Source organism: Erwinia sp. MYb375 (genome assembly GCF_037479175.1).
Lineage (GTDB): Bacteria > Pseudomonadota > Gammaproteobacteria > Enterobacterales > Enterobacteriaceae > Erwinia > Erwinia rhapontici.
On sequence record NZ_JBBGZS010000023.1, the window covers coordinates 1466797 to 1490165 of the forward strand.

Genomic DNA, 23369 nt, shown 5'->3' on the forward strand with positions numbered 1-23369 from the left:
CCGCATCACATCATGAACGGCGGTGCTTATCAGCGATGGTTTTCTTGAGCAGCGCCACCGTGTGTTCGACAAAAGTCGATACCGCCAGCGGAATGTAATGACGGCTGGGATAGACAATCGACAAATCGTTATTCAGCTGGCCATAATCAGGCAACACAGCGACCAGCTGTTGGCGGGTCAGGCTGTCGTATAACAGGGATTCAGGTAAAAAACAGATGCCCAGCCCGCTGAGAGCCGCTTTAAGCTGGGCCTGCGCGGTATTGGCCGAGAAACGGCCAGTCACCTCAACCTGCACCGCACCTTGCGGCCCCACCAGATGCCAGATAGCCGGTGAAGAGGATGCAGACTGGCCGATGCAGGCATGATGCTGCAGTGCGTCGATGCTGTCAGGTACACCAAAGGTATCCAGATAATGCTGGCTGGCGGCCATCAGACGCCGACCCGTGCTGATTTTTCGGGCAACCAGACTGGAATCCTTTAAGCGTCCACCACGAAACGCGACATCAATGCCCTCGCCGATCATATCCGCATGTGTATCACTGAGAATAAAATCCAGCTGCAGCTGCGGATATAACGCCAGAAAATCGGCCACCCACTCCATGAAAAACAGATCGAAGAAGTCAGCAGGCGCGGCAACTTTTATCCGTCCCATCGGCACCTGATTCTCGCTGACCAGCTGCGTACTGATGGCGTTTAACTCACTGATTTTTTGTGCACTGTGGTCATACAGCTGCTCACCGGCACCGGTCAGGGTCAGTTTGCGGGTGGAACGATGAAATAACCGCACCGCAAGACTCGCTTCCAGCAGCTTAATCCGTCGGCTCAGCGTATTCGGTGGCACTCCCAGCCGTCGCGCAGCAGCGGCGAAACTTCCCGTTTCAACAATATGGATAAAGATCGCAACGTCGTTGAGATCGAGCATCTTATTACGTCCAAAAATGGATGAGTCCAATGATATTACGCCCTCTAATCAAGCCGTATACGAATGATTAAGATACAACACTATCCTGTACTCCAGCGTAATAACCTTGCGTTGCCCGCGCTCACCGCTTACCAGAGGAAGTCAAATGTCACCGTTCGCACCCGAGGAAAAACCCGACTCACGCCCCATTGAACACCGGACACACGGCAGGGGTCCGGGGCCGATTATCCGTCTGATGAGCCCGTCAGACTATGGCACGATCGCCAGACCTTTCGTTTTCCTCGATCGCTTCACCGGCGATCGCTCGATGATTGATCGTATGCCGCTTCATCCGCACTCTGGCATTGCCACGGTCACGGTGATCACGGAAGGCAATCTGCGCTTTGACGATCCGGATTCGGGTAAAGGCATGATTGGCTATGGCGGGGTGGAATGGATGCGCGCAGGCGGCGGCGTCTGGCACGGCAAAGAAATGTCGGCAGGTGATTCTCAGTCTGTGGAGGGATTTCAGCTCTGGCTGGCGTTGCCGCCTGAACTGGAAAATGGCCCCGTTGACAGTCAGTATCTTGAAGCGCGGTCGATGCCGCAAACCGGCCCGGCATACGTCATTCTGGGTGAATACCAGGGCGTTAAAAGCCCGGTTCGCTCGCATGAGGGCATCAATTATCTGCTGGTGACCCTGCCCGCACACTCATCCTGGCAGTATATTCCGCCAGAAAATCATTCCAGCCTGTGGCTCAGTATCAGTCGCGGCACGCTGGTTTCACCTGAGAAGATCGCTACAGGTGAAATGGTCATCTTCGCATCCGGTTCTCAACCCGTCACCCTTCACGCCGGGGACGCCGAAACGCGCTTCGTGATCGGTTCCGGTGTTGCTCATCCGTGGCCCCTCTCGCTGGGAAATTATTCTGTGCACACCAGTGATGCGGCATTACGCGCAGGCGAAGCTAGAATTAACGACATCGGTCGCCGCCTGCGTGAGGAAATGGTGGGCCAACCTCAGCCCACCTCCATGCCCATTTTTAAATAATGTGGCTCATCAACGCCTTCACCAGGGGGGATATCAGTGTCTGTATTACGTCGTTTTATTTCACGTTTATTAGCACCAAAAGAAAATGCCATCCATCCCAATAAGGAAAGTAAAATGTCAAAGATTTTAGTTCTTTACCATTCAATGTATGGGCATATTGAAACCATGGCGCAGCACGTTGCCACAGGGGCAGCCAGCGTGCCGGGCACCGAGGTCACCGTCAAACGCGTGCCGGAGACCATGGATAGCGAGGCGTTCAAAGCGTACGGCGGTAAAGCCGATCAGACCGCCGAGATTGCCAGCCCGGCAGAACTGGCTGACTATGATGCGATTATTTTTGGCACCCCCACCCGCTTTGGCAACATGTCGGCGCAGATGCGTAATTTCCTCGATCAGACCGGCGGCCTGTGGGCCAAGGGTGCCCTGGTGGGCAAAGTGGCCAGTGTATTTACCTCTACCGGCACCGGTGGTGGACAGGAAATGACCATTACCTCGACCTGGACCACCCTCGCGCATCACGGGATGATTATTGTCCCCATCGGATACAGCACCCCCGAACTGTTTGATATTTCAGAAGTCCGTGGCGGCACGCCTTATGGCGCGTCCACACTGGCGGGCGGCGATGGGTCGCGACAACCCAGCGAACGCGAACTGGCTATCGCAAAACACCAGGGTCAACACGTGGCCGCGATCGCCGTAAAATTGAAGTAAAAAACGGACGGTAACCAGCAAAGAGATGAGCCCATCATCTCTTTTTTTTGCGCCCTTCTCTCATGCGTTCCCCCTGCCTGATGCCTTTCGCTGCTACCGACGCACTTTTACGCTACACTCTGCGCCGTTGCCACCCGGCGTTTATGTTGCAGGAGTTTTTCGATGAATATCCGTCCTTTTACCGAAGCAGATCGGCCATTCTTACGCACTCTGTTTCTTGCCGCGCGTAAAACCAACTGGACCTGGCTGGATGACAGTCAATGGCAGTTAGAGGATTTCGATCGGGTAACGCGGGGCGAGCGGGTAATCGTGGCCGAAGAAGACGGCCACCGCATCGGATTTGCCGCCGTACTGGATAACGATAATTTTCTGCACAGCCTGTTTATCGACCCCACCTGGCAGGGCAGCGGCGCAGGCAGTGCATTATTACAGGCCGTGCAAAAAAGCTTTACCTCTACCGGCGCGCTCAAATGCCTGGCGGAAAATCTGCAGGCTCAGCTGTTTTATAAAAAGCACGGCTGGCGGGTGGTAGCGGAAGGCGAAAGCGACCAGGGCGAGTATCTGCTGATGCACTACGTGCTGTAAACCGGATACCGTTGGTGACACTCAAAAGTCGATTTAGCTTGCTGATGACTAAAATTCAACGTTTATAATGCGCTTTTCACAGGAATGGCTGAACACGCGATGACAAGCAGACCCCCTCATGAACAAGCAGGCGTCAGTGTACGTGCATACGACATGCTGCAATATCTGAAGCGTATCGCGCGCGGTGACCCTTCGTTTACTATTCAGGACACCTTGCTTAACCATCGTTGTAATGTCACACCGGACAATGATTTCACGTTGATTACTCAGCTTTTCGACGGTGGGAAAATTGATTTCGATTATTCAATGGTGGATGGATTTCAGCAGCGACACGTCAGACTGGTGTAACGGATTCATCACGGGCCGGCCGGATAAGGCCGGCCCGTCATACTACAGTGCGCGGAAGGCAATATCTTCCGGGATGACTTCACCCTGCCAGTAAAGTTGCGCGGCGACCTGTGTCGCCAGCTGGCGGTACAGTGCGGTGAACTCGCTGTCAGGGCGACGGATAACGGTAGGCTCGCCATTATCCAGGTCTTCGCGCAGGCTGATATGCAGCGGAAGCTGGCTCAGCAGACAGGTGTGATACTGTTCCGCCAGCTTTTCGGCACCGCCAGTGCCAAAGATCGCTTCATGATGACCACACTGACTGCAAATATGCATACTCATGTTTTCCACCACGCCCAGCACCGGGACATTCACTTTTTCAAACATCACAATGCCTTTGCGCGCATCGATCAGCGCAATATCCTGCGGCGTGGTCACGACCACGGCACCGGTCACCGGCACGTTCTGCGCCAGGGTTAACTGGATATCCCCCGTACCCGGCGGCATATCCAGCACCAGATAATCCAGTTCCGGCCATAACGTTTCGTTCAGCAATTGCATCAGCGCTTTGCTGGCCATCGGACCACGCCACACCATGGCGTTATCTTCGGTCACCAGATAACCAATCGAGTTGGTGGCCAGGCCATGGGCCATAATCGGCGCCATATGTGTGCCGTCCGGTGAGGTTGGCCGCTGATCTTCAACACCGAGCATATCCGGGATCGACGGTCCGTAAATATCGGCATCCAGCAGTCCGACTTTCGCCCCCTCTGCCGCCAGCGCCAGCGCGAGGTTCACCGCCGTGGTCGATTTGCCGACGCCGCCTTTACCAGAGCTGATGGCAATAATGTTTTTCACGCCATTGACGCCAGGGCGATTTTTTACCCGTTGCAACGTCGCTACATTCAGCGTTAAGCGCCAGGAAATCGCGACCGCTCCTGTCAGACGCAGCAGGTCGGCACTGACCGTCGCTTTCAGGCTTTCAAACGGCCCCTGCCAGACAAACGGCATATTCAGTTCAATATGCAGGGTGTTATCCAGCAGCGCACAGTGGCGCAGCGCCTTCAGTACGGTGAGATTATGGTGCAACGTGGGGTGTTCAAACGTGGTCAGCACGCCCATCACTATCGCGCGTAGCGCTTCGGGGGAATGATGCCCCTGGGATTGTGAAGTCATCTGTGTTCCTTGATATTGCTGGTTGTTCTGCCTGCATTTATGTGATTAAGCATATCAGATCTGGCCCGAACTGACGTCACTGGCCGGAAAAAACCGCAGGGAGTTGAACCCCTTGTTTACGCAGGGTCAGGCAATCGGTTACCATCTAAACCCCTTTTTCAACAGGTATGAGCTAAGTCTTAATATGACTCAAGTCGCGAAAAAAATTTTGGTAACGTGCGCACTGCCGTACGCAAATGGTTCCATTCATCTCGGCCACATGCTCGAGCATATCCAGGCAGATATTTGGGTCCGTTACCAGCGAATGCGCGGCAATCAGGTTTACTTCATCTGTGCCGATGACGCACATGGCACGCCAATTATGCTGAAAGCTCAGCAGATGGGCATCGCGCCGGAGCAGATGATTGCCGAGATGAGTCAGGAACATCAGACCGACTTTGCCGGTTTTGATATCAGCTACGACAACTACCACTCTACGCACAGCGAAGAGAACCGTGAGCTGTCTGCACTGATCTATACCCGACTGAAAGAGAACGGTTTTATTAAGAACCGTACCATTTCTCAGCTTTACGATCCGGAAAAAGGCATGTTCCTGCCCGATCGTTTTGTGAAAGGCACCTGCCCGAAATGTAAGGCGCCGGATCAGTATGGCGACAACTGCGAAGTCTGTTCAGCCACCTATAGCCCGACTGAACTGATTGATCCGAAATCCGTCGTCTCCGGCGCAACGCCTGTGATGCGTGATTCTGAGCATTTCTTCTTCGATCTGCCGGAATTCAGCGCGATGTTACAGGCCTGGACCCGTTCCGGTGCGTTGCAGGAGCAGGTGGCGAACAAAATGCAGGAGTGGTTTGAGTCCGGCTTGCAGCAGTGGGATATCTCCCGCGATGCGCCGTACTTCGGCTTCGAAATTCCGGATGCCCCGGGCAAATACTTCTATGTCTGGCTGGATGCGCCTATCGGCTACATGGGCTCCTTCAAAAACCTGTGCGATAAGCGCGGTGATATCGACTTCGATGCGTTCTGGCAGAAAGATTCGGATGCCGATCTCTACCACTTTATCGGTAAAGATATCGTCTACTTCCACAGCCTGTTCTGGCCAGCCATGCTGGAAGGCAGCAACTTCCGTAAACCGACCAACCTGTTTGTGCATGGCTATGTCACGGTTAACGGCGCGAAAATGTCTAAATCACGCGGCACCTTTATTAAAGCCAGCACCTGGCTGCAACATCTGGATGCCGACAGCCTGCGTTACTACTACGCGGCGAAGCTCTCATCACGCATCGACGATATTGACCTCAATCTGGAAGATTTCGTGCAGCGTGTGAATGCCGATATCGTCAACAAGGTGGTGAACCTGGCATCACGTAATGCCGGCTTTATCACCAAACGTTTTGACGGGCAGCTTTCTGCTGAACTGGCAGACCCGGCGCTGTACAAAACCTTCACGGATGCGTCAGCCAGCATTGGTGAAGCTTGGGCCAGCCGTGAATTCAGCCGTGCCGTGCGCGAAATTATGGCGCTGGCCGACGTGGCTAACCGCTATGTTGACGAGCAGGCTCCGTGGGTGGTGGCGAAACAGGAAGGCCGTGATGCCGACCTGCAGGCGATCTGCTCCATGGGCATCAACCTGTTCCGCGTGCTGATGACCTGGCTGAAGCCGGTGCTGCCATCGCTGACCGCCCGCACCGAAGCTTTCCTGAATCAGGAGCTGAGCTGGGACGGCATTCAGCAACCGTTGCTGAACCACAGCATTGCGCCATTTAAAGCCCTGTATGGCCGCATTGAGATGGACAAAGTGAACGGTTTGATTGAAGCATCAAAAGAAGATGCCGCCGCAGCGAAGGCACCTGTGACCGGTCCGCTGGCGGATGATCCGATTCAGGACACCATCAGCTTCGATGATTTTGCCAAAGTCGATATGCGTATTGCGCTGATCGAAAACGCGGAATTTGTTGATGGCTCCGATAAGCTGCTGCGTCTGTCACTGGATGTGGGTGGAGAGAAACGCAACGTGTTCTCCGGCATCCGTGCAGCCTACCCGGACCCGGCGGTGCTGGTGGGCCGTCTGACAGTGATGGTGGCAAACCTCGCGCCGCGCAAAATGCGTTTCGGTATCTCAGAAGGCATGGTGATGGCGGCAGGTCCTGGCGGGAAAGATATCTTCCTGCTCAGCCCGGATAGCGGCGCTCAGCCAGGCCAACAAGTTAAGTAAATTCGTCGGGGGTCCGGCCTGCCTGACCCAGGCGGGGCCCGCCCCGCCCCTACGCACTCTGGGATCTGACCATGCGCAGTACTCTCCTGGTTTTATGGCAATACCTTCGCGCGTTCATCATCATCTACCTCTGCCTCTATGCCGGTCGCGGGCTTTCAGCCCTGCTGCCTGTTGTCATTCCCGGCAGTATCCTCGGTATGCTGGTGCTGTTTTCCCTGCTGGCTTCGCAACTGCTTCCGATCCACTGGGTAAAACCCGGCTGTCATCTGCTGATCCGCTATATGGCTCTGCTGTTCGTCCCCATCAGCGTTGGCGTCATGAACGATATGGATATCCTGACCGCTCAGTTCGGTCCGATCGTGATCTCCTGCGTGGTGAGTACGCTGATTGTGCTGGTCACTATTGGACTGATGTCACAGCGCCTTAATGACCGCCACCAGCGACGCACAGGAGCAAACGATGAGTGATATCTGGTGGTCGCTGCCGCTGACCGTGCTGGTCTTTCTTGCCGCACGCAAACTGGCGGCAAAAGTCAAAATGTCGATCGTTAACCCCCTGCTGATTGCGATGGCGGTCATTATTCCTCTGCTGCTGCTGCTACAACTGCCCTACACGCGCTATTTCCAGGGCAGCGCCCTACTCAACGACCTGCTGCAACCGGCCGTGGTGGCGCTGGCGCTGCCGCGGTATGAGCAGATGCACCAGATCCGTACACGCTGGAAGTCGATTATCAGCGTCTGCTTTGTCGGGAGCATCACGGCAATGGTGTCCGGTACGGCGATTGCGCTGTGGTTAGGGGCCACGCCACAGATTGCCGCCACGCTGTTACCCAAATCGGTTACCACGCCAATTGCGATGGCCATCTCCGGCACGCTGGGTGGCATCCCGGCTATCAGTGCTATCTGCGTGCTGCTGGCCGGCGTGCTGGGTGCCGTCTTCGGCCATATGCTGCTCAACCTGCTGCGAGTGCGCAGTAAATCCGCACGCGGTCTTGCCATTGGTAATGCTTCGCATGCGCTGGGGACAGCGCGGGCTGCCGAGATCGATTATCAGGAAGGCGCGTTCAGCTCACTGGCACTGGTGCTGTGCGGCATTATCACGTCGCTTCTGGCACCGTTTATTTTTCCGCTATTAATGGCGTTGTGGGGCTAAAACTTGCGATAAGTCTCGCATTTCGTTGATCAATTTCACTTATTACATTGATAGAGAGACTTAGATCACATATAACTGGCTGCCGGCCCGCTAACATGGGCTGCATTCAGCGAAAGAGGCCCCACTATGCACCCACGTTACCAGCAGGCATTTGCCACACTTCCTACCCTGTTACAAAGCGCACTTCAGCCGATCCTGGCCGCGGATGACTTCGCCGGATTTATCACGGCCAGCCAGGCGGGCGAACTGAAAAAACATTGTGGATTGACCGACAGCGAACTGGCCTTTGCCCTGCTGCCGCTGGCAGCAGCCTGCGCGGTAGCCACCCTGTCTGATTTTAAAGTGGGTGCCATTGCACGTGGCAAAAGCGGCACGCTGTTCTTTGGTGCCAATATGGAGTTTGCCGGTACTACAATGCAGCAGACCGTTCATGCCGAGCAGAGTGCGGTGACACATGCCTGGCTGCGGGGTGAAAGTGCACTGGCGTGCATTACCGTCAACTACACGCCGTGCGGCCACTGCCGACAGTTTATGAATGAGCTGAACAGCGGCAGCGGGCTGACGATTGAACTGCCTGGCCGTGCTGCGGCCACGTTGGGTGACTATCTGCCGGATTCCTTTGGCCCGCACGACCTGGCCATCACCACCCTGCTGATGGACGATATCGACCACGGCTTTATCGCGGCGGGAGATGCACTGACACAAGCCGCCATTAACGCCGCCAGCCACAGTCATGCGCCTTACAGCAAAGCCTGGAGCGGTGTCGCCTTGCAAACCGCCAGCGGCGCAATCTTTGCCGGGCGCTATGCAGAAAACGCGGCGTTTAATCCCAGTCTGCCTCCGTTGCAGGGCGCACTGAACTTACTCAGCCTTAGCGGACATAGCCTGAGCGATATTCACCAGGCCGTTCTGGCCGAAGCCCCGGATGCGGCATTAAGCCAGCAGAGCGCTACCGCAGCCACGCTGGCCGCGCTGGGTTGCACGCGTTTGACTACGGTGGTGCTGAATAAAGCGTAAAAGAGTCTCTATAATTCGAGAAAGATCGCAGCTTTTTTTATTGCATTTTAAAAAAAGCTGTACTTTCAGATTAATTATTTTAGGATTGGCGCCACAACATCCCGATCATAATAGAGTATTAATTGCATGCAACTCTAATACGAAAGTAAACGACCGCTATACATCCCTTATGCTGGCCCTATCTTGCTGGAATTCCCCCTTCTGAACAAAGGCAGCGCGTTCTCAATTGAAGAACGTAATGACTTCAACCTGAATGGCCTGCTGCCAGAAACAGTGGAGAGCATTGAGGAGCAGGCAGAGCGCGCATGGCGTCAGTTCCAGGACTTCAAGAACAATAACGATAAACACGTCTACCTGCGCAATATTCAGGACACCAACGAAACGTTGTTCTACCGCCTGCTCGATAATCATCTGGAAGAGATGATGCCGATCATTTACACCCCAACCGTGGGTGCCGCCTGTGAGCACTTCTCTGAGATTTATCGTCGCGCGCGCGGTTTGTTCATCTCTTATCCGAACCGAGCCAACATTGAAGATATGCTGCAAAACGCCACCAAGCAGAATGTGAAGGTGATTGTGGTCACCGACGGTGAGCGTATCCTCGGCCTGGGCGACCAGGGCATTGGCGGAATGGGCATTCCTATCGGTAAACTCTCCCTCTACACCGCCTGCGGCGGCATCAGCCCGGCTTATACCCTGCCAGTGGTGCTGGATGTGGGGACCAACAATCAGCAGTTGCTGAATGACCCGCTGTATATGGGCTGGCGTCATCCGCGTATTACGGGTGAAGAGTACGAAAGCTTCGTAAATGACTTTATTCATGCAGTGAAAAGCCGCTGGCCTAACGTGCTGTTGCAGTTCGAAGACTTCGCACAGAAAAATGCGATGCCGCTGCTTGAGCGCTATCGTGATGAAGTCTGCTGCTTCAATGATGATATTCAGGGCACCGCGGCAGTGACGCTGGGGACGCTGATTGCCGCCAGCCGTGCAGCAGGCAGCAAGCTGTGTGAACAGAAAGTGGTGTTCCTGGGGGCGGGCTCAGCCGGTTGCGGTATTGCCGAGCAAATCATCGCGCAGATGAAGTCTGAAGGCCTCAGCGATGAAGAGGCCCGTGGCCGCGTCTTTATGGTCGATCGTTTCGGCCTGCTGACCGATAAGCTGCCCAACCTGCTTAACTTCCAGAGCAAGCTGGTGCAGAAAAGTGAAAACCTGGCCGGCTGGGACAGCAGCAGCGACTCGCTGTCACTGCTCGATGTGGTCCGTAACGCACAGCCAAACATTATGATCGGCGTGTCAGGCCAGCCTGGCCTGTTCAGCGAAGAGATCGTGCGTGAAATGCATAAACACTGCGCACGTCCTATCATTATGCCGCTGTCTAACCCGACCTCTCGTGTGGAAGCGACACCGCAGGATATTATGGCGTGGACCGACGGTAATGCTTTAGTGGCGACGGGCAGCCCGTTCTCCCCGGTTACCTGGAAGGATAAGATTTACCCGATTGCCCAGTGTAATAACTCGTATATCTTCCCGGGCATTGGCCTTGGCGTGATTGCGTCGGGTGCAACACGCGTCACGGACGGCATGCTGATGGCAGCAAGCCGGGCGCTGGCAGAGTGTTCTCCGCTGGCCAACGATGGGTCTGGCCCGGTACTGCCTGAAGTGAAAGATATTCAGGGCGTGTCAAAACTGATCGCTATGGCAGTGGGTAAAGCCGCGCAGCTATCAGGCGTGGCGGTGGTGACCTCCGAAGATGTACTTTCGAAGGCTATCGCGGCCAACTTCTGGCTGCCGCAGTACCGTAATTATCGCCGTACCTCAATCTGATACAGCGATTTCCCTTCCAGGCGGGTCATACTCTCCGCCTGGAAGGGGTTATTGCGCGAAAAACCCCCATCCGATACGGTGTGACTTGCTTCACCTCTCCGCCTCAAGTAGCCTTGAATCCACATTCCACCGCCAACCTGAGCGCCATTCCGCATGTTGAAACGCCTGATTTATGGTCTGATAATCATCATTGCCCTGATGGTACTGACCGCGCTTGGCCTCGATCGCTGGATGAGCTGGAAAACCGCACCTTATATCTATGACGATCTGAAAGCGCTGCCACACCGTCAGGTTGGCGTGGTTCTGGGTACCGCCAAATATTACCGGACCGGGGTCATCAACCAGTATTATCTGTACCGCATGCAGGGGGCGATTAACGCCTACAACAGCGGCAAGGTCAGTTATCTGCTGCTGAGTGGCGACAATGCCCAGCAGAGCTATAACGAACCGATGACCATGCGCCGCGACCTGATTGCCGCAGGCGTGGCGCCCTCCGATATCGTGCTGGATTATGCTGGTTTCCGCACCCTCGATTCGATTGTGCGCACCCGGAAAGTGTTCGATACCAACGATTTTATTATTATCACTCAGCGTTTCCACTGTGAGCGTGCGCTGTTTATCGCCCTGCATATGGGGATTCAGGCCCAGTGTTATGCCGTTCCCTCGCCAAAAAATATGTGGAGCGTGAGAACGCGTGAAGTCGGTGCACGTTTGGGTGCGCTGGCCGATCTGTATCTGATGAAGCGTGAGCCACGCTTCCTCGGACCGCTGGTACCCATCCCGGCGCGGCATGAAGTACCGGAAGACGCCCAGAGTTATCCAGCGGTGACCCCGGAGCAGTTACTGGAGATACAGAAGAAGAAATAACAAAAGGGCTGACCAGAAAAGGTCAGCCCTTCAGGCGAGGCGTGCCTCGCCTCTACGTATCGTCGAGTGAGCGCTTATCGTAGGGGACGGGCATGCCCGTCCCGAAACCCGTCGAGCTCGCCTCGCCGCTATTTCTTACGTGCGTACTTCAGGGAGTCCAGCGCAACGGCGAAGATAATAATGCCGCCCTTGATGATGTACTGCCAGTAAGGGTTAACCCCGATATAGGTCAGACCGTAGTTGATCACCGTAAAGATAATCACCCCGGTCACCACACCCGCAACCGTACCAACCCCCCCCGCAAACGATACGCCACCGACCACGCAGGCAGCGATCGCATCCAGCTCATACATAAAGCCGAGGTTGTTGGTAGCAGAACCGATACGCCCCGCTTCCAGCATCCCGCCAAAGGCATAGAACACACCGGACAGTGCATAGACCAGGATCAGGTTAAACGGAACGTTAACACCAGAGACGCGTGCCGCTTCCGGGTTACCACCGATGGCGAAAATGTTTTTACCGAAGCGGGTTTTATTCCACAGGATCCACACCACAAAGATGGCGATAATCGCGTAGAAGGTAATGTATGACAGTTTGAAATCACCAAAGCGCAGGAATCCCTGAGCAAAGGTAGAGAATTTCTCGTCAAAGCCCGCGACCGGAGATGCCCCTACGAAGTCGTAATACAGTGAGTTAACACCGTAAACAATAATCATGGTGCCCAACGTGGTGATAAATGGCGTCACCTTCAGATAAGCAATGATCAGACCGTTAATCAGACCAATCACGGCGCCAATCGCACAGACAATCCCGATAACAACAGCAATCGGCAGGGTTTCCAGATGCGGGAACACCTTATTGGCGTTATCCATTGCCTGTAACAGCGTGGCGGCCACAACCGCAGCCAGACCCACCTGACGTCCTGCTGACAGGTCGGTCCCTTGGGTAACAATCAAACCCGCCACACCCAGCGCGATAATCACACGCACCGAAGACTGGGTCAGGATATTACTCAGGTTCATTAAACTTAAGAACGTTGGATCCTGGATAATAATGATGGCCAGTAACACCAGCAGCACCACATAAATCCCACCTTCTTTCAGCCAGGTGAGCAAACTTTTCTTATTCACTGCTTTCATAGTAACAGCCCTTACATCATTAAAGGTGCAACGATGCCAAACGCAATATTTCGTTTTGCGTGGTAGTCTTCGTTTCGACAATGCCTGCGGCCAGGCCATTACTCATTACCAGAATACGATCGGTAACGCCCAACAACTCTGGCATTTCGGAAGAGATGATAATGATCCCCTTCCCTTTTTTTGCCAGTTCAGAAATCAACTGATAAATTTCGAATTTCGCCCCAACGTCAATACCTCGTGTAGGCTCATCGAGCATCAGTATTTCTGGTTGCGTTAATAACCAACGACCAATAATCACTTTTTGCTGGTTACCACCGGACAATGAACCAATCGAGGTATGATGCCCGGGCGTTTTTACCCGCATCGAGTCAATCACCCATTGAGTGTCGCTCTTCATTCGGGTGTTATCCAGCAAACCAATACTGTTCTTATATTTACCGATATTTGAAATCAGTGAATTAAAACCAATATCAAGGTAAGCGTAAATCCCGGTAGAACGGCGTTCTTCAGTCACCAAAGCAAAACCATGATTAATGGCTTCATTGGCGCTGTTGTTATTAATGGCCTTACCGTGCAGCTTAATCGTACCGCCTGATTTTTCGCGAATACCAAACAGTGTTTCAACAATGTCGGTACGTTTCGCACCCACCAGACCGGCAATTCCGAGGATCTCCCCTTTACGCAAATCAAAGGAGATATCGCGAATCGACGGCTGACGCAGTGAGGTCAGATTACGCACTTCCAGGATGGTTTCACCCGGCACGTTGGTTTTATCCGGGAAGCGCTGATTCAGCGACCGCCCAACCATCATGGCAATAATCTTATCCATATCCAACCCTTCCAGCGGCTGAGTGGCAATCCACTGTCCGTCGCGCAGGATGGTAATTTCATCACACAGCTGGAAGATCTCTTCCATCTTGTGAGAGATATAGATAATGCCGCAGCCACGATCTTTCAGCTTACGAATAATCGTAAACAGGTGGTTAACTTCTTTTTCCGTCAACGATGAGGTGGGCTCATCCATAATGACGATTTTAGCGTTATAGGAAAATGCTTTCGCAATCTCAATCATCTGCATTTGAGAAACAGACAGAGAAACCACTTTGTCACGCGGGTCAATATCTATATCCAGCTCGTCGAAAATCGCTTTGGTATCGCGATACATTTTATCCTGATCGACGAAAAAGCCTTTTTTTGGATAACGACCCAGCCACATGTTATCCATAACCGTACGTTGCAGAACGAGGTTTAATTCCTGATGCACCATCGACACGCCATTTTCCAGCGCCTCTTTAGAGCTTTTGTAATTAATTTCCTCGCCCTGAAAAAGAATGCTCCCCGTATCTTTACTGTAAATACCAAAAAGGCATTTTAAGAGTGTTGACTTACCGGCACCATTCTCCCCCATCAAGGCGTGAATCGAATGTGGACGGACTTTTAAATTAACATTATCGAGCGCTTTAACACCGGGGAATGACTTACTGACGTCAGTCATCTCCAGTAAAAACTCGCGCTGTGTTTGCACGTTATCGCTGCCCATATTTCTACCCGGCTGAAGGTTTTTTATTCAACGCCTGAAAAACGGATGCTGGAACCAGCATCCGTATCAGATTGTACTTATTTAGGCAGGTCGGCCAGGTTGTCTTTGTCGACCGGGACATAGGCAACACGAACCACTTTGCCATCCAGTTTGTAATCGGTACCTTCGGTGGCTGGTTTACCCGCCGCCAGGTTAATCGCCATATCGATGGTCGCTTTCGCCTGGTTTTTCGCATCATTCAGCACGGTGCCGGCCATTGCGCCAGATTTCACCATCGCCAGAGCTTCTGGCAACGCATCCACACCGAAGACCGGTACAGATGACTTGTTGTGTGCTTTCAGTGCTTCTACTGCACCCATTGCCATCGCATCGTTATTGGCGATAACCACTTCAATTTTGTTGCCGTTCGGGCCAGACAACCACGCATCCATCTTATCTTTCGCCTGTGCGGTATCCCACATCGCGGTATCCAGATGTAGCTGCTGCGTTTTCACGCCATCTTTGTTCAGCGTATCGATCACGTATTTGGTACGGGCTTCCGCATCCGGGTGACCTGGCTCGCCTTTTAACAGCACGAACTGAATCTGACCATCTTTGTTCAGATCCCAGTTGGCATTGGCTTTCCAGTGTTTCTCGATCAGCTCGCCCTGCTTCACGCCAGACTCTTTAGAGTCAGTACCAACGTAGTAAGCTTTGTCATAGCTGGCCAGTGCTTTCGCAGTCGGTTCTTTATTGAAGAACACAACCGGGATATCGTTAGCTTTTGCTTTGCTGATCACAACGGCAGCGGCAGCCGGGTCAACCAGGTTAATGGCCAGCGCTTTCACGCCCTTAGCAACCAGTACGTCAACCTGATCGTTCTGAGTAGACTGGCTGTTCTGCGAGTCATTCATCAGCAGCTGCACGCCCGGGTTGAGCTTGGCTTCTTTCTCAATATCCTTGCGCACGACGGACATAAAGTTGTCGTCGTATTTATAAATGGTGACGCCAATACGGGTATCTGCTGCCTGAGCAGTTGCGCCAAACAGCATGGTGGCCACCAGGGCGCTGAGAGTGAAAACCTTCTTATTCATGGTATCTCCGGTTTTTGTAGGGTAGTACTCAACGCCGCGTACCCGTCAATGATGAGGTACAGGGCGATCAGTTTGTTGGCGGCGGCGCGAAATGTTACATGTACGATCTGCGGCACCGACATATTGCTAACATCAAACCCGACTTCCCTGTACGGAATGCTTCCTGAGTGCTGTGTGTGAAACTGTTTCGCAGGGAGGGCAAATGACCGTCACAAGGGGACGTTCTGCCGTTACATAATGTTTCAAACCCTGCAGGACGCTGCCATCATAGAGAAGGCCTTGTTAATTAACTGTGAATTTACTCACAGATTGGAAACGGTTACATCGTAGATTCGCCTGAGTTAGTGACGGCCGCCACATTTTGTCGTGTTGCCACTGAATGGCGTCGCACCAGGGTCGGCATAAAGCAGTGCTGGGCGCTGCTGTCCAGCTCCCCGGCGGCGCCTTTGAGCGCCAGCTCAGTGGCCAGTTTTGCCATAGAAACAATCGGGTAGCGCACGGTACTGAGCTGCGGATCGGTGTAACGCGAGATGGGAATATCATCGAACCCGACGACAGAAAGCTGCTGCGGCACCGCAATACCGTTATCTTTCAGGGCGGCCAGCGCCCCGGCAGCCATACTGTCGTTGTAGGCAAACACTGCCGTCAATTGCAGGTTCCGCCCCAGCAGCTCCACCATCGCCGCCTCACCGCCCTGTAAATCCGGCTCACCACTGGCACACCAGCTTTCAACGGGCGTCACGCCCTGCTCGCTCAGCGCCTGAGACCAGCCCTCACGGCGCTGGTCGTTATCTTCAATCGGATGTACGGAACCTAAGTAGCCAATGCGCTGGTGACCGTGCTGTTGCAACATACGCATCGCCATCAGCGCCCCGCTGACGTTGTCGAGGCAAACACAGCGATGGGCAAAACCAGGCACAATACGGTTAACCAGTACCATACCCGGCACCTGCTGCATCAGAGAGGCAAGCTCGGCGTCTGGTAAGGCTTTCGCATGGACGATCAAGGCGTTACAGCGCTGGCGGATCAATACTTCAATCGCGTGACGCTCTTTATCCGCCTGATGATAGGAGTTGTTGATTAATACATGTTTGTGCAGACGCTGGGCCACGGTATCAACCGCTTTCACCAGCGCGCCAAAGAAGGGATCGGACACGTCCATCACCACCACACCGATGGTGTCGCTGACCTGCGTGGCCAGCGCCTGGGCGTTCGCATTGGGACGATAACCGAGGCGTGCAACCGTTTTCAGCACCACCTCGCGGGTGTCTCCGGTCACCGCCGCACTGTTATTCAGCACCCGGGAGACCGTAGCGACCGAAACGCCCGCCTCGCGGGCAACATCACGTATGGTAATCATGAGCGATTACCACTGAAGCCTGTTATTTGCATAGCTCTTCCTGACCCAGACGCATTCTGACGTCTATTCTGTCAGGTGAAACACCCGGGCTACGTGAATTCCGTCACAGGCTTGAAAACGGTTACATACAATTTTTTAACCTTTGTGATGAGCATCATCTTCCAACGGTTTTTTCTCTACCCCCACCCCGGTCAGCTGGCGCCATAACCACTCGACGGGGCCCTGACGGAATATCCGCAGCCAGAAGTGGGAAAACAACAGGTTAACGCCCCAGACCAGCGGAACAATCAGCAGCAATTGCAGGCGGTCGAAGTGATTGAACAATGCAAAGTGGTTAAACAACGTGGTACAAATCAGCGTCTGTAACAGATAGTTGGAGAGTGCCATTCTGCCGACCGCACTCACCATCAGCGTCAGGCGAAAACGCTGGAGCTGTGGCCACCAGCCGAAGCACAGCGCGGCGTAGCCCAGCGACTGCAAGGGGGCACTGATTTCACGCGGCACCTGCAGGAAGAAACCCGCCCAGCGAAACTCCCATTTGACGTGCCATTGTAACGCAATCGACAGTGCTTCAATCAGCATACCGGACAGCACCAGCATCGTGCCCGTACGGCGATAATGTTGCAGGCTCCATGTGCCACGCAGCCAGCCGCTGCGCATCAATGCGGCGCCCACCATCATTAAGCCCGCCAGCTGCCAGCCGTACTGTGCCGCCAGCGCCATCAGCGCCGACCCCAGCATATCCAGGCGATTCACCATCGCCTCCCAGCCGCCCTGGGTACGCCAGAAGGTTTCATACTGCACGTCGGCCGCCCCGGCCAACCATGAACTGTTCGGATTCGGCCCTGAGGCCATGCCGAGCACCACCAGCACCGCGCTGCCAATCAGGTAAAGCATTAACCCGGTATTGAACAGCTGCTTTGTACCGGGCACATCGCGGATCATGCGCCAGGTCACCAGCCCGGTCAGCCCGTAAGCCAGCAGGATATCGCCCTCCCACAGCAGCAACGCGTGCAGGAAACCGAAGATCACCAGCCAGGAGAGGCGTGACTGTATCCAGCGCTTACCGCGCGACAGCAGCAGTTGCAGCCCGGCACCGAACAGGATCGCAAACAGCGTGAGGAATTTTGCCTGGGCGAACAGGTCCATTGCCGCCCACACCAGAAAATCGCGGGTCGATGGCAATCCCTGCCAGGCCGGATTGAGATAAGCCGCCTTCGGCAAACCAAAGGCGGTGATATTCAGCAGAAGAATGCCAAGAATGGCCAGTCCACGAATAAAATCGAGAGGAAGAATACGGGACATGAAGGCATTCCTGTAGGGGCCAGGCATGCCTGACCCTGAACATTAGCGATGGCGTACCGAGCGCAGGAACTCCTGGCGCGTGTTCTGGCTGGACTTGAACAGCCCACCCAGTGAGGTCGTTGTCGTCGCGCTGGTGGCATCACGAATACCACGCGCCTTAACACAGTAGTGCACGGCATCAATGGACACCGCGACGTTGCTGGTGCCCAGCAGCGTTTGCAGTGCCACAAGGATCTGCTGCGTCAAGCGTTCCTGCACCTGCGGACGCGAGGAGAAGAACTGCACAATACGGTTGATTTTCGACAGACCAATCACCTTCTCTTTCGGGATATAGGCCACGGTGGCCTGGCCATCGATGATCACAAAGTGATGTTCACAGGTGCTGGTCAGCGTGATATCACGCACGGTCACCATTTCATCCACTTTCATCTTATTTTCAATAACGGTGATTTTCGGGAAGTTGGCGTAGTCCAGACCGGAGAACACTTCATTAACGTACATTTTGGCAATACGCTGCGGTGTTTCAGCCAGGCTGTCATCTTCCAGATCAAGATTGAGCAACTGCATAATTTCGGTCATGTGACCGGCGATAAGCTGCTTACGCGTGTCATCATCCATCTCGCGCACAGGTGAACGCAGCGGGGTTTCCAGGCCGCGGGCAACCAGCGCCTCATGAACCAGTGTGGCTTCCTGACTTAACGTCGCCATTTGTCTCTTTTCTCCAGCAGGTCTGACAAAATCCAATCCTCAATAGATTTCATGATGCAGGAAGGCAGCAACCGAACGAATCCCCGGGAGCTTACAACAAGTAAGTGACCGGGGTGAGTAAGGGCAGACAACGCACCTGCAGCGTGAAAGATGAAGAGGATTTCTGAGGCGCTATTTTGGAACACATTTGGAGTCTGATCCAGTGAATCAATTTAATTGTCGATGAAACAGTTTCATTCAGTTGCCGCCTCGCGATGCCACACCAGAATCCCCGCCACCAGCAGCGCCGCCCCGGCTACATACAACGCGGGTTCCAGCCGGTGCGTCAGCGCGGTAGAGATCGCCGATAACAACGGCCCCACCAGTTGCCCGACCGCATAGCCGGTGGTCAGTAATCCGGCGAGATAGCGCGTGTGCAGCGGAGCCAGTTCGCGGGCATATTGCAGAGAGAGTTGCACCACGCACAGGAAGCCACCACCAATCAGTGCCGATCCCAGCGCCAATCCGCCCAATCCGGGGATCAGGTCCGCTGCAAAGACTCCCAGCGCCTGCACCCACAGCACCAGTGCCAGGCGACGGTTACTGTCACCCAGGTGACGGGTCAGAATACCGATAGCGATCCCCACCACCGCGGCCCCACCGAACACCGGCCAGACAAACTGGCTGATCAGGCCAGGAAAACGCGTGGTCGCCATCTGTGACAGAAAGGTTGCGGGCAGAATATAGCCAAATCCGGCCAGACTGTAGCTCCATACCAGCCGCTTCAGCCCAGGTGTCAGGCGCAGCGGCTCCGGGGCGGTTTCCGGGCGATGCAACTGGCCGGTACGCGGTAAGGTGCGGGCAATCAGCGCCACCAGAACCAGTGCCAGCACACCATAAGCGCCCCACGCCCAGGCCGCGCTGACCTGCTGACTGTGCAGCCACACCGCCAGCAGTCCGCTGATCAGAATCCCGGTTCCCGGCCCGGCGAACACGGCGGCACTCAGCCCCGGACGCTGATAGCGGTGCAACTGTTCATTGCTCCACGCGGCGATCAGCACCATCGCCCAGCCACTGGCCCAGCCAATCAGGAAACGCACCACGCCATGCTGCCACGGGCCGGAAACCAGGGCGGAAAGCAGCGTCAGCACCACCGCTCCCCAGACGCCCGCCTGTAAGCGCCACTCCACGCGCCGGGTGGCACGCATGGCATCAAACGAACCGCAGAGATACCCCAGATAGTTCAGCGCCGCCACCACCGCCGCACTCGTCAGCGATAGCTGATTTTCGCCTATCATTAAAGGCACCTGCGGGGTAAAGGCAAAGCGCCCTATCCCCATCGCCACCACCAACGTCAGAAAAGCACATAACGCCACACGTACTGCCATTTTTGACTCCCTGGCCGATTTTCAGTTGCCATCAGCATGCGTGATGGTTAAAATCACGAAAAGTGAATAATACTAACTAAGTTACTGACGATAAGAGAACGAATGGACCTGACCCAACTTAAAATGTTCTGTGCAGTGGCCGACAGCGGTTCCGTTGTACGGGCAGCGGAGCAGTTACATCGGGTGCCGTCAAACCTCACTACGCGCCTGCGCCAGCTGGAAGAAGAGCTGGGCACCGACCTGTTTATCCGCGAGAAGCAGCGCCTGCGCCTGTCGCCGATGGGCCACAACTTCCTCTGTTATGCTCAGCGTATCCTTGCGCTGAGCGAAGAGGCGCTAAATATGGCACACGGCGGCAAACCGGCGGGCAATTTTGCCCTCGGCTCGATGGAGAGCACGGCTGCCACGCGCCTTCCCTCCCTGCTGGCAGAGTTTCATCAGCGTTATCCCGCCGTCAACCTGGCGCTGAGTACCGGTACCTCTTCTGAGATTATCGAAAAAGTGCGCGTTGGCACCCTGGCCGCCGCGCTGGCGGATGGTCCGGTCAATGCCGATGAACTCAACAGCTGTGTCGCGTTTCCCGAGCAGATGGTGCTGATTTCCAGTCTGGATCACGCCGGGATCATAACGCCCACCGATGCCGCAGGCAGCACGCTGTTTGCCTTTCGTCCAGGCTGCTCCTATCGCATCCGGTTTGAGAACTGGTTCCGCAATGCAGGCGTCCAGCCGGGCAATGTGATGGAGATTCAGTCGTATCACGCGATGCTGGCCTGCGTTGCCAGCGGCGGCGGGCTGGCATTGCTGCCTGCCGCCGTGCTGGCGCAGATGCCGGGCCACGAACGCGTGCGCCAGCACCCGCTGCCACCTGAAATGCGCGACACAGAGACCCGACTGGTGTGGCGCCGTGATGCCTTCACGCCCAACGTTGAGGCGCTGAAGTATCTGATTATTGAACAATTTGATGAGAAGTCCAGCGATTAACCGCTGTTTCCTTCAACCCTGGTTACGCTTATTACACCCCTTTGAAAGAAAGACAGGAGCAACATATGCAGATGATTAAAACGCGTGCCGCCGTAGCATGGGCCGCCGGTGAACCACTGAAAATTGAAGAACTGGATCTGATGCCACCGCAAAAAGGCGAAGTGCTGGTCCGTATCGTTGCCACTGGCGTCTGCCACACCGATGCTTACACGCTGTCCGGTAAAGATCCGGAGGGTGTGTTCCCGGCGGTGCTGGGCCATGAGGGCGGCGGCGTGGTGGAAGCCGTGGGTGAAGGCGTTACCAGCGTGGCCGTGGGCGACCATGTGATCCCGCTGTACACCCCGGAGTGTGGCAAATGTAAATTCTGTCTGTCCGGTAAAACCAACCTGTGTCAGGCGATCCGCTCCACCCAGGGCAAAGGCCTGATGCCAGACGGCACCACTCGCTTCTTCAAAGACGGTCAGCCGATTTTCCATTATATGGGCACCTCAACGTTCTCTGAATACACCGTGATCCCGGAAATCTCCCTGGCGAAAATCAGCAAAGAAGCGCCGCTGGAAGAAGTGTGCCTGCTGGGCTGCGGCGTCACCACCGGCATGGGTGCCGTGACCAATACCGCTAAAGTGAAAGAAGGCGATACCGTGGCGATTTTCGGCCTTGGTGGCATCGGCCTGTCGGCGATTATTGGCGCGAAAATGGCGAAAGCCGGACGCATCATCGGGATTGATATCAATACCAGCAAATACGATCTGGCACGCAAACTGGGCGCGACCGATCTGATCAACCCGAAAGATTTCGACAAGCCGATTCAGGATGTGATCGTTGAAATGACCGACGGCGGGGTTGACTACTCCTTCGAGTGTATTGGTAACGTCAACGTGATGCGTTCAGCTCTTGAGTGTTGTCATAAAGGCTGGGGCGAATCCGTGATCATCGGTGTAGCCGGTGCCGGTGAAGAGATTTCTACCCGTCCATTCCAGCTGGTGACCGGGCGCGTTTGGCGCGGTTCTGCCTTCGGTGGCGTGAAAGGCCGTTCGCAGCTGCCAGGCATCGTGGATCGTTATATGGCGGGTGAATTCCAGCTGAATGACTTTATTACCCACACCATGCCGCTGGAAGAGATCAACGACGCATTCGACCTGATGCACGAAGGGAAATCGATTCGTTCCGTGGTGCATTTCGCCAAAAAATAAGAGAGGAAAGGATGCCATCGACTCTGGAACTTCTGGAAGAACATCGCCTGTTTGGCGGCTGGCAACAGCGCTATCAGCATCAGTCTGAGACGCTGAACTGCGCGATGACCTTCAGCGTCTTTTTACCGGGACCGAAAAGCAGTTCACCGCCACCCGTGGTCTACTTCCTGGCGGGACTGACCTGTAGCGACGAGAACTTTAGCGTGAAATCCGGTGCGCAGCGCGTGGCGGCCGAACTGGGCCTGGTGCTGGTGATGCCGGATACCAGCCCGCGCGGCGAAGGCGTTGCCAATGACGACGGTTACGACCTCGGTCAGGGTGCCGGTTTTTACCTCAATGCCACCGAAGCGCCCTGGGCAGATCATTTTCACATGTACGATTACATCAACACTGAATTACCTGCATTGATTGCCGGTAATTTCAATGTCAGCGATCGTCAGGCGATTATGGGGCATTCGATGGGGGGCCACGGTGCACTGATGATTGCACTGCGTAACCCGGGTAAATTCAGTTCGGCGTCGGCGTTCGCACCGATTGTGAATCCGCTGGAAGTGGCATGGGGGCAGAAGGCCTTCCGCACCTATCTGGGGGACGATATCAACACGTGGAAGCAATATGACAGCTGCTGGCTGATGCGTAACGGCGGTGCCGTGCTGCCGATGCTGGTCGATCAGGGCGATAACGATCAGTTCCTCGCCGATCAGCTGAGGCCGCAACGGCTGGAAGCCATCGCGCTGGAGCTGAACTATCCGTTAACCGTGCGGGAACAGCCCGGTTACGATCACAGCTACTTCTTTATCGCCAGCTTTGTGGAAGATCACCTGCGCTTCCATGCGCAGCATCTGCTGGTGTAAATCGCGCACGGGGGCATCTCTGA

General features: G+C 54.8%; 21 protein-coding genes and 1 pseudogene. 13 read left to right on the plus strand and 9 right to left on the minus strand.

Translation table 11 applies throughout. The features are described from left to right. Positions 1-10: 10 nt before the first annotated feature. Complete coding sequence (locus tag WH279_RS19645; protein ID WP_339458122.1) at positions 11-952, minus strand: LysR family transcriptional regulator; 942 nt, start codon at positions 950-952, stop codon at positions 11-13. 115 nt (positions 953-1067) lie between these two features. Here WH279_RS19645 and WH279_RS19650 point away from each other — a divergent pair, with 115 nt between their 5' ends. The 4 genes from WH279_RS19650 to WH279_RS19665 all read left to right on the plus strand — a co-directional run bounded on the left by WH279_RS19650 (position 1068) and on the right by WH279_RS19665 (position 3596). After that, positions 1068-1952 (plus strand): pirin family protein, encoded by an 885-nt coding sequence (locus tag WH279_RS19650; protein ID WP_339458123.1) that lies wholly within the window; start codon positions 1068-1070, stop codon positions 1950-1952. 114 nt (positions 1953-2066) lie between these two features. Next, positions 2067-2663, plus strand: coding sequence for an NAD(P)H:quinone oxidoreductase (gene wrbA, locus WH279_RS19655; RefSeq protein ID WP_339458124.1), 597 nt, complete (start codon positions 2067-2069; stop codon positions 2661-2663). A gap of 162 nt (positions 2664-2825) precedes the next feature. Continuing rightward, entirely contained in the window at positions 2826-3248 is a 423-nt protein-coding gene (locus WH279_RS19660) for a GNAT family N-acetyltransferase (RefSeq protein ID WP_200643578.1), read from the plus strand. A gap of 99 nt (positions 3249-3347) precedes the next feature. Further along, positions 3348-3596, plus strand: coding sequence for a hypothetical protein (locus WH279_RS19665; RefSeq protein WP_339458125.1), 249 nt, complete (start codon positions 3348-3350; stop codon positions 3594-3596). A gap of 42 nt (positions 3597-3638) precedes the next feature. Here the strand turns inward: WH279_RS19665 and apbC are convergent, their stop codons facing one another. Further along, positions 3639-4751, minus strand: coding sequence for an iron-sulfur cluster carrier protein ApbC (gene apbC / locus WH279_RS19670; RefSeq protein WP_339458126.1), 1113 nt, complete (start codon positions 4749-4751; stop codon positions 3639-3641). A gap of 133 nt (positions 4752-4884) precedes the next feature. Here apbC and metG point away from each other — a divergent pair, with 133 nt between their 5' ends. The 6 genes and pseudogenes from metG to sanA all read left to right on the plus strand — a co-directional run bounded on the left by metG (position 4885) and on the right by sanA (position 11826). Beyond that, positions 4885-6966: a methionine--tRNA ligase gene (gene metG / locus WH279_RS19675; protein ID WP_339458800.1), complete on the plus strand. Its 2082-nt coding sequence runs from the start codon at positions 4885-4887 to the stop codon at positions 6964-6966. Between the two features lie 71 nt (positions 6967-7037). Then, entirely contained in the window at positions 7038-7433 is a 396-nt protein-coding gene (locus tag WH279_RS19680; RefSeq protein WP_339458127.1) for a CidA/LrgA family protein, read from the plus strand. Then, positions 7426-8118 carry a CidB/LrgB family autolysis modulator gene (locus WH279_RS19685; RefSeq protein WP_339458128.1) on the plus strand — a complete coding sequence of 231 codons (693 nt, stop codon included), beginning with the start codon at positions 7426-7428 and terminating at the stop codon, positions 8116-8118. The genes WH279_RS19680 and WH279_RS19685 overlap by 8 nt, the downstream gene beginning before the upstream one ends. Before the next feature lie 126 nt (positions 8119-8244). Next, on the plus strand, positions 8245-9135 hold the full coding sequence (gene cdd / locus WH279_RS19690; RefSeq protein WP_200643584.1) for a cytidine deaminase: 891 nt from the start codon (positions 8245-8247) through the stop codon (positions 9133-9135). A 150-nt stretch (positions 9136-9285) separates the two neighbouring features. Next, positions 9286-10959 (plus strand): annotated as a pseudogene (locus WH279_RS19695) (NAD-dependent malic enzyme); the annotation flags it as partial. A 153-nt stretch (positions 10960-11112) separates the two neighbouring features. Beyond that, positions 11113-11826 (plus strand): outer membrane permeability protein SanA, encoded by a 714-nt coding sequence (gene sanA, locus WH279_RS19700; protein WP_200643586.1) that lies wholly within the window; start codon positions 11113-11115, stop codon positions 11824-11826. 128 nt (positions 11827-11954) lie between these two features. Here sanA and mglC read toward each other — a convergent pair whose 3' ends face one another. The 7 genes from mglC to WH279_RS19735 form a co-directional block, all read right to left on the minus strand. Beyond that, positions 11955-12965, minus strand: a complete 1011-nt coding sequence (mglC, locus tag WH279_RS19705; protein WP_133841483.1) for a galactose/methyl galactoside ABC transporter permease MglC — start codon at positions 12963-12965, stop codon at positions 11955-11957. Between the two features lie 19 nt (positions 12966-12984). Beyond that, positions 12985-14505 (minus strand): galactose/methyl galactoside ABC transporter ATP-binding protein MglA, encoded by a 1521-nt coding sequence (mglA, locus tag WH279_RS19710; RefSeq protein ID WP_133841482.1) that lies wholly within the window; start codon positions 14503-14505, stop codon positions 12985-12987. A 77-nt stretch (positions 14506-14582) separates the two neighbouring features. Further along, entirely contained in the window at positions 14583-15578 is a 996-nt protein-coding gene (mglB, locus tag WH279_RS19715; protein ID WP_133841481.1) for a galactose/glucose ABC transporter substrate-binding protein MglB, read from the minus strand. A 319-nt stretch (positions 15579-15897) separates the two neighbouring features. Then, complete coding sequence (galS, locus tag WH279_RS19720) at positions 15898-16938, minus strand: HTH-type transcriptional regulator GalS (protein ID WP_133841480.1); 1041 nt, start codon at positions 16936-16938, stop codon at positions 15898-15900. 135 nt (positions 16939-17073) lie between these two features. Beyond that, complete coding sequence (gene yeiB, locus WH279_RS19725) at positions 17074-18243, minus strand: DUF418 domain-containing protein YeiB (protein WP_339458129.1); 1170 nt, start codon at positions 18241-18243, stop codon at positions 17074-17076. 42 nt (positions 18244-18285) lie between these two features. Next, positions 18286-18951 (minus strand): GTP cyclohydrolase I FolE, encoded by a 666-nt coding sequence (gene folE, locus WH279_RS19730; protein WP_133841478.1) that lies wholly within the window; start codon positions 18949-18951, stop codon positions 18286-18288. A 233-nt stretch (positions 18952-19184) separates the two neighbouring features. Continuing rightward, positions 19185-20318 (minus strand): YbfB/YjiJ family MFS transporter, encoded by a 1134-nt coding sequence (locus tag WH279_RS19735; RefSeq protein WP_339458130.1) that lies wholly within the window; start codon positions 20316-20318, stop codon positions 19185-19187. A 102-nt stretch (positions 20319-20420) separates the two neighbouring features. Here WH279_RS19735 and ptrR point away from each other — a divergent pair, with 102 nt between their 5' ends. From ptrR to fghA, 3 genes are all read left to right on the plus strand, one after another. Further along, the gene (gene ptrR / locus WH279_RS19740; protein WP_339458131.1) at positions 20421-21299 is read left to right on the plus strand and encodes a putrescine utilization regulator PtrR; all 879 of its coding nucleotides are present in this window, start codon (positions 20421-20423) and stop codon (positions 21297-21299) included. Positions 21300-21364: 65 nt separating this feature from the next. Then, positions 21365-22492 carry an S-(hydroxymethyl)glutathione dehydrogenase/class III alcohol dehydrogenase gene (locus WH279_RS19745; protein ID WP_200643590.1) on the plus strand — a complete coding sequence of 376 codons (1128 nt, stop codon included), beginning with the start codon at positions 21365-21367 and terminating at the stop codon, positions 22490-22492. An 11-nt stretch (positions 22493-22503) separates the two neighbouring features. Further along, complete coding sequence (gene fghA, locus WH279_RS19750; RefSeq protein ID WP_133841474.1) at positions 22504-23346, plus strand: S-formylglutathione hydrolase; 843 nt, start codon at positions 22504-22506, stop codon at positions 23344-23346. Positions 23347-23369 lie beyond the last annotated feature (23 nt).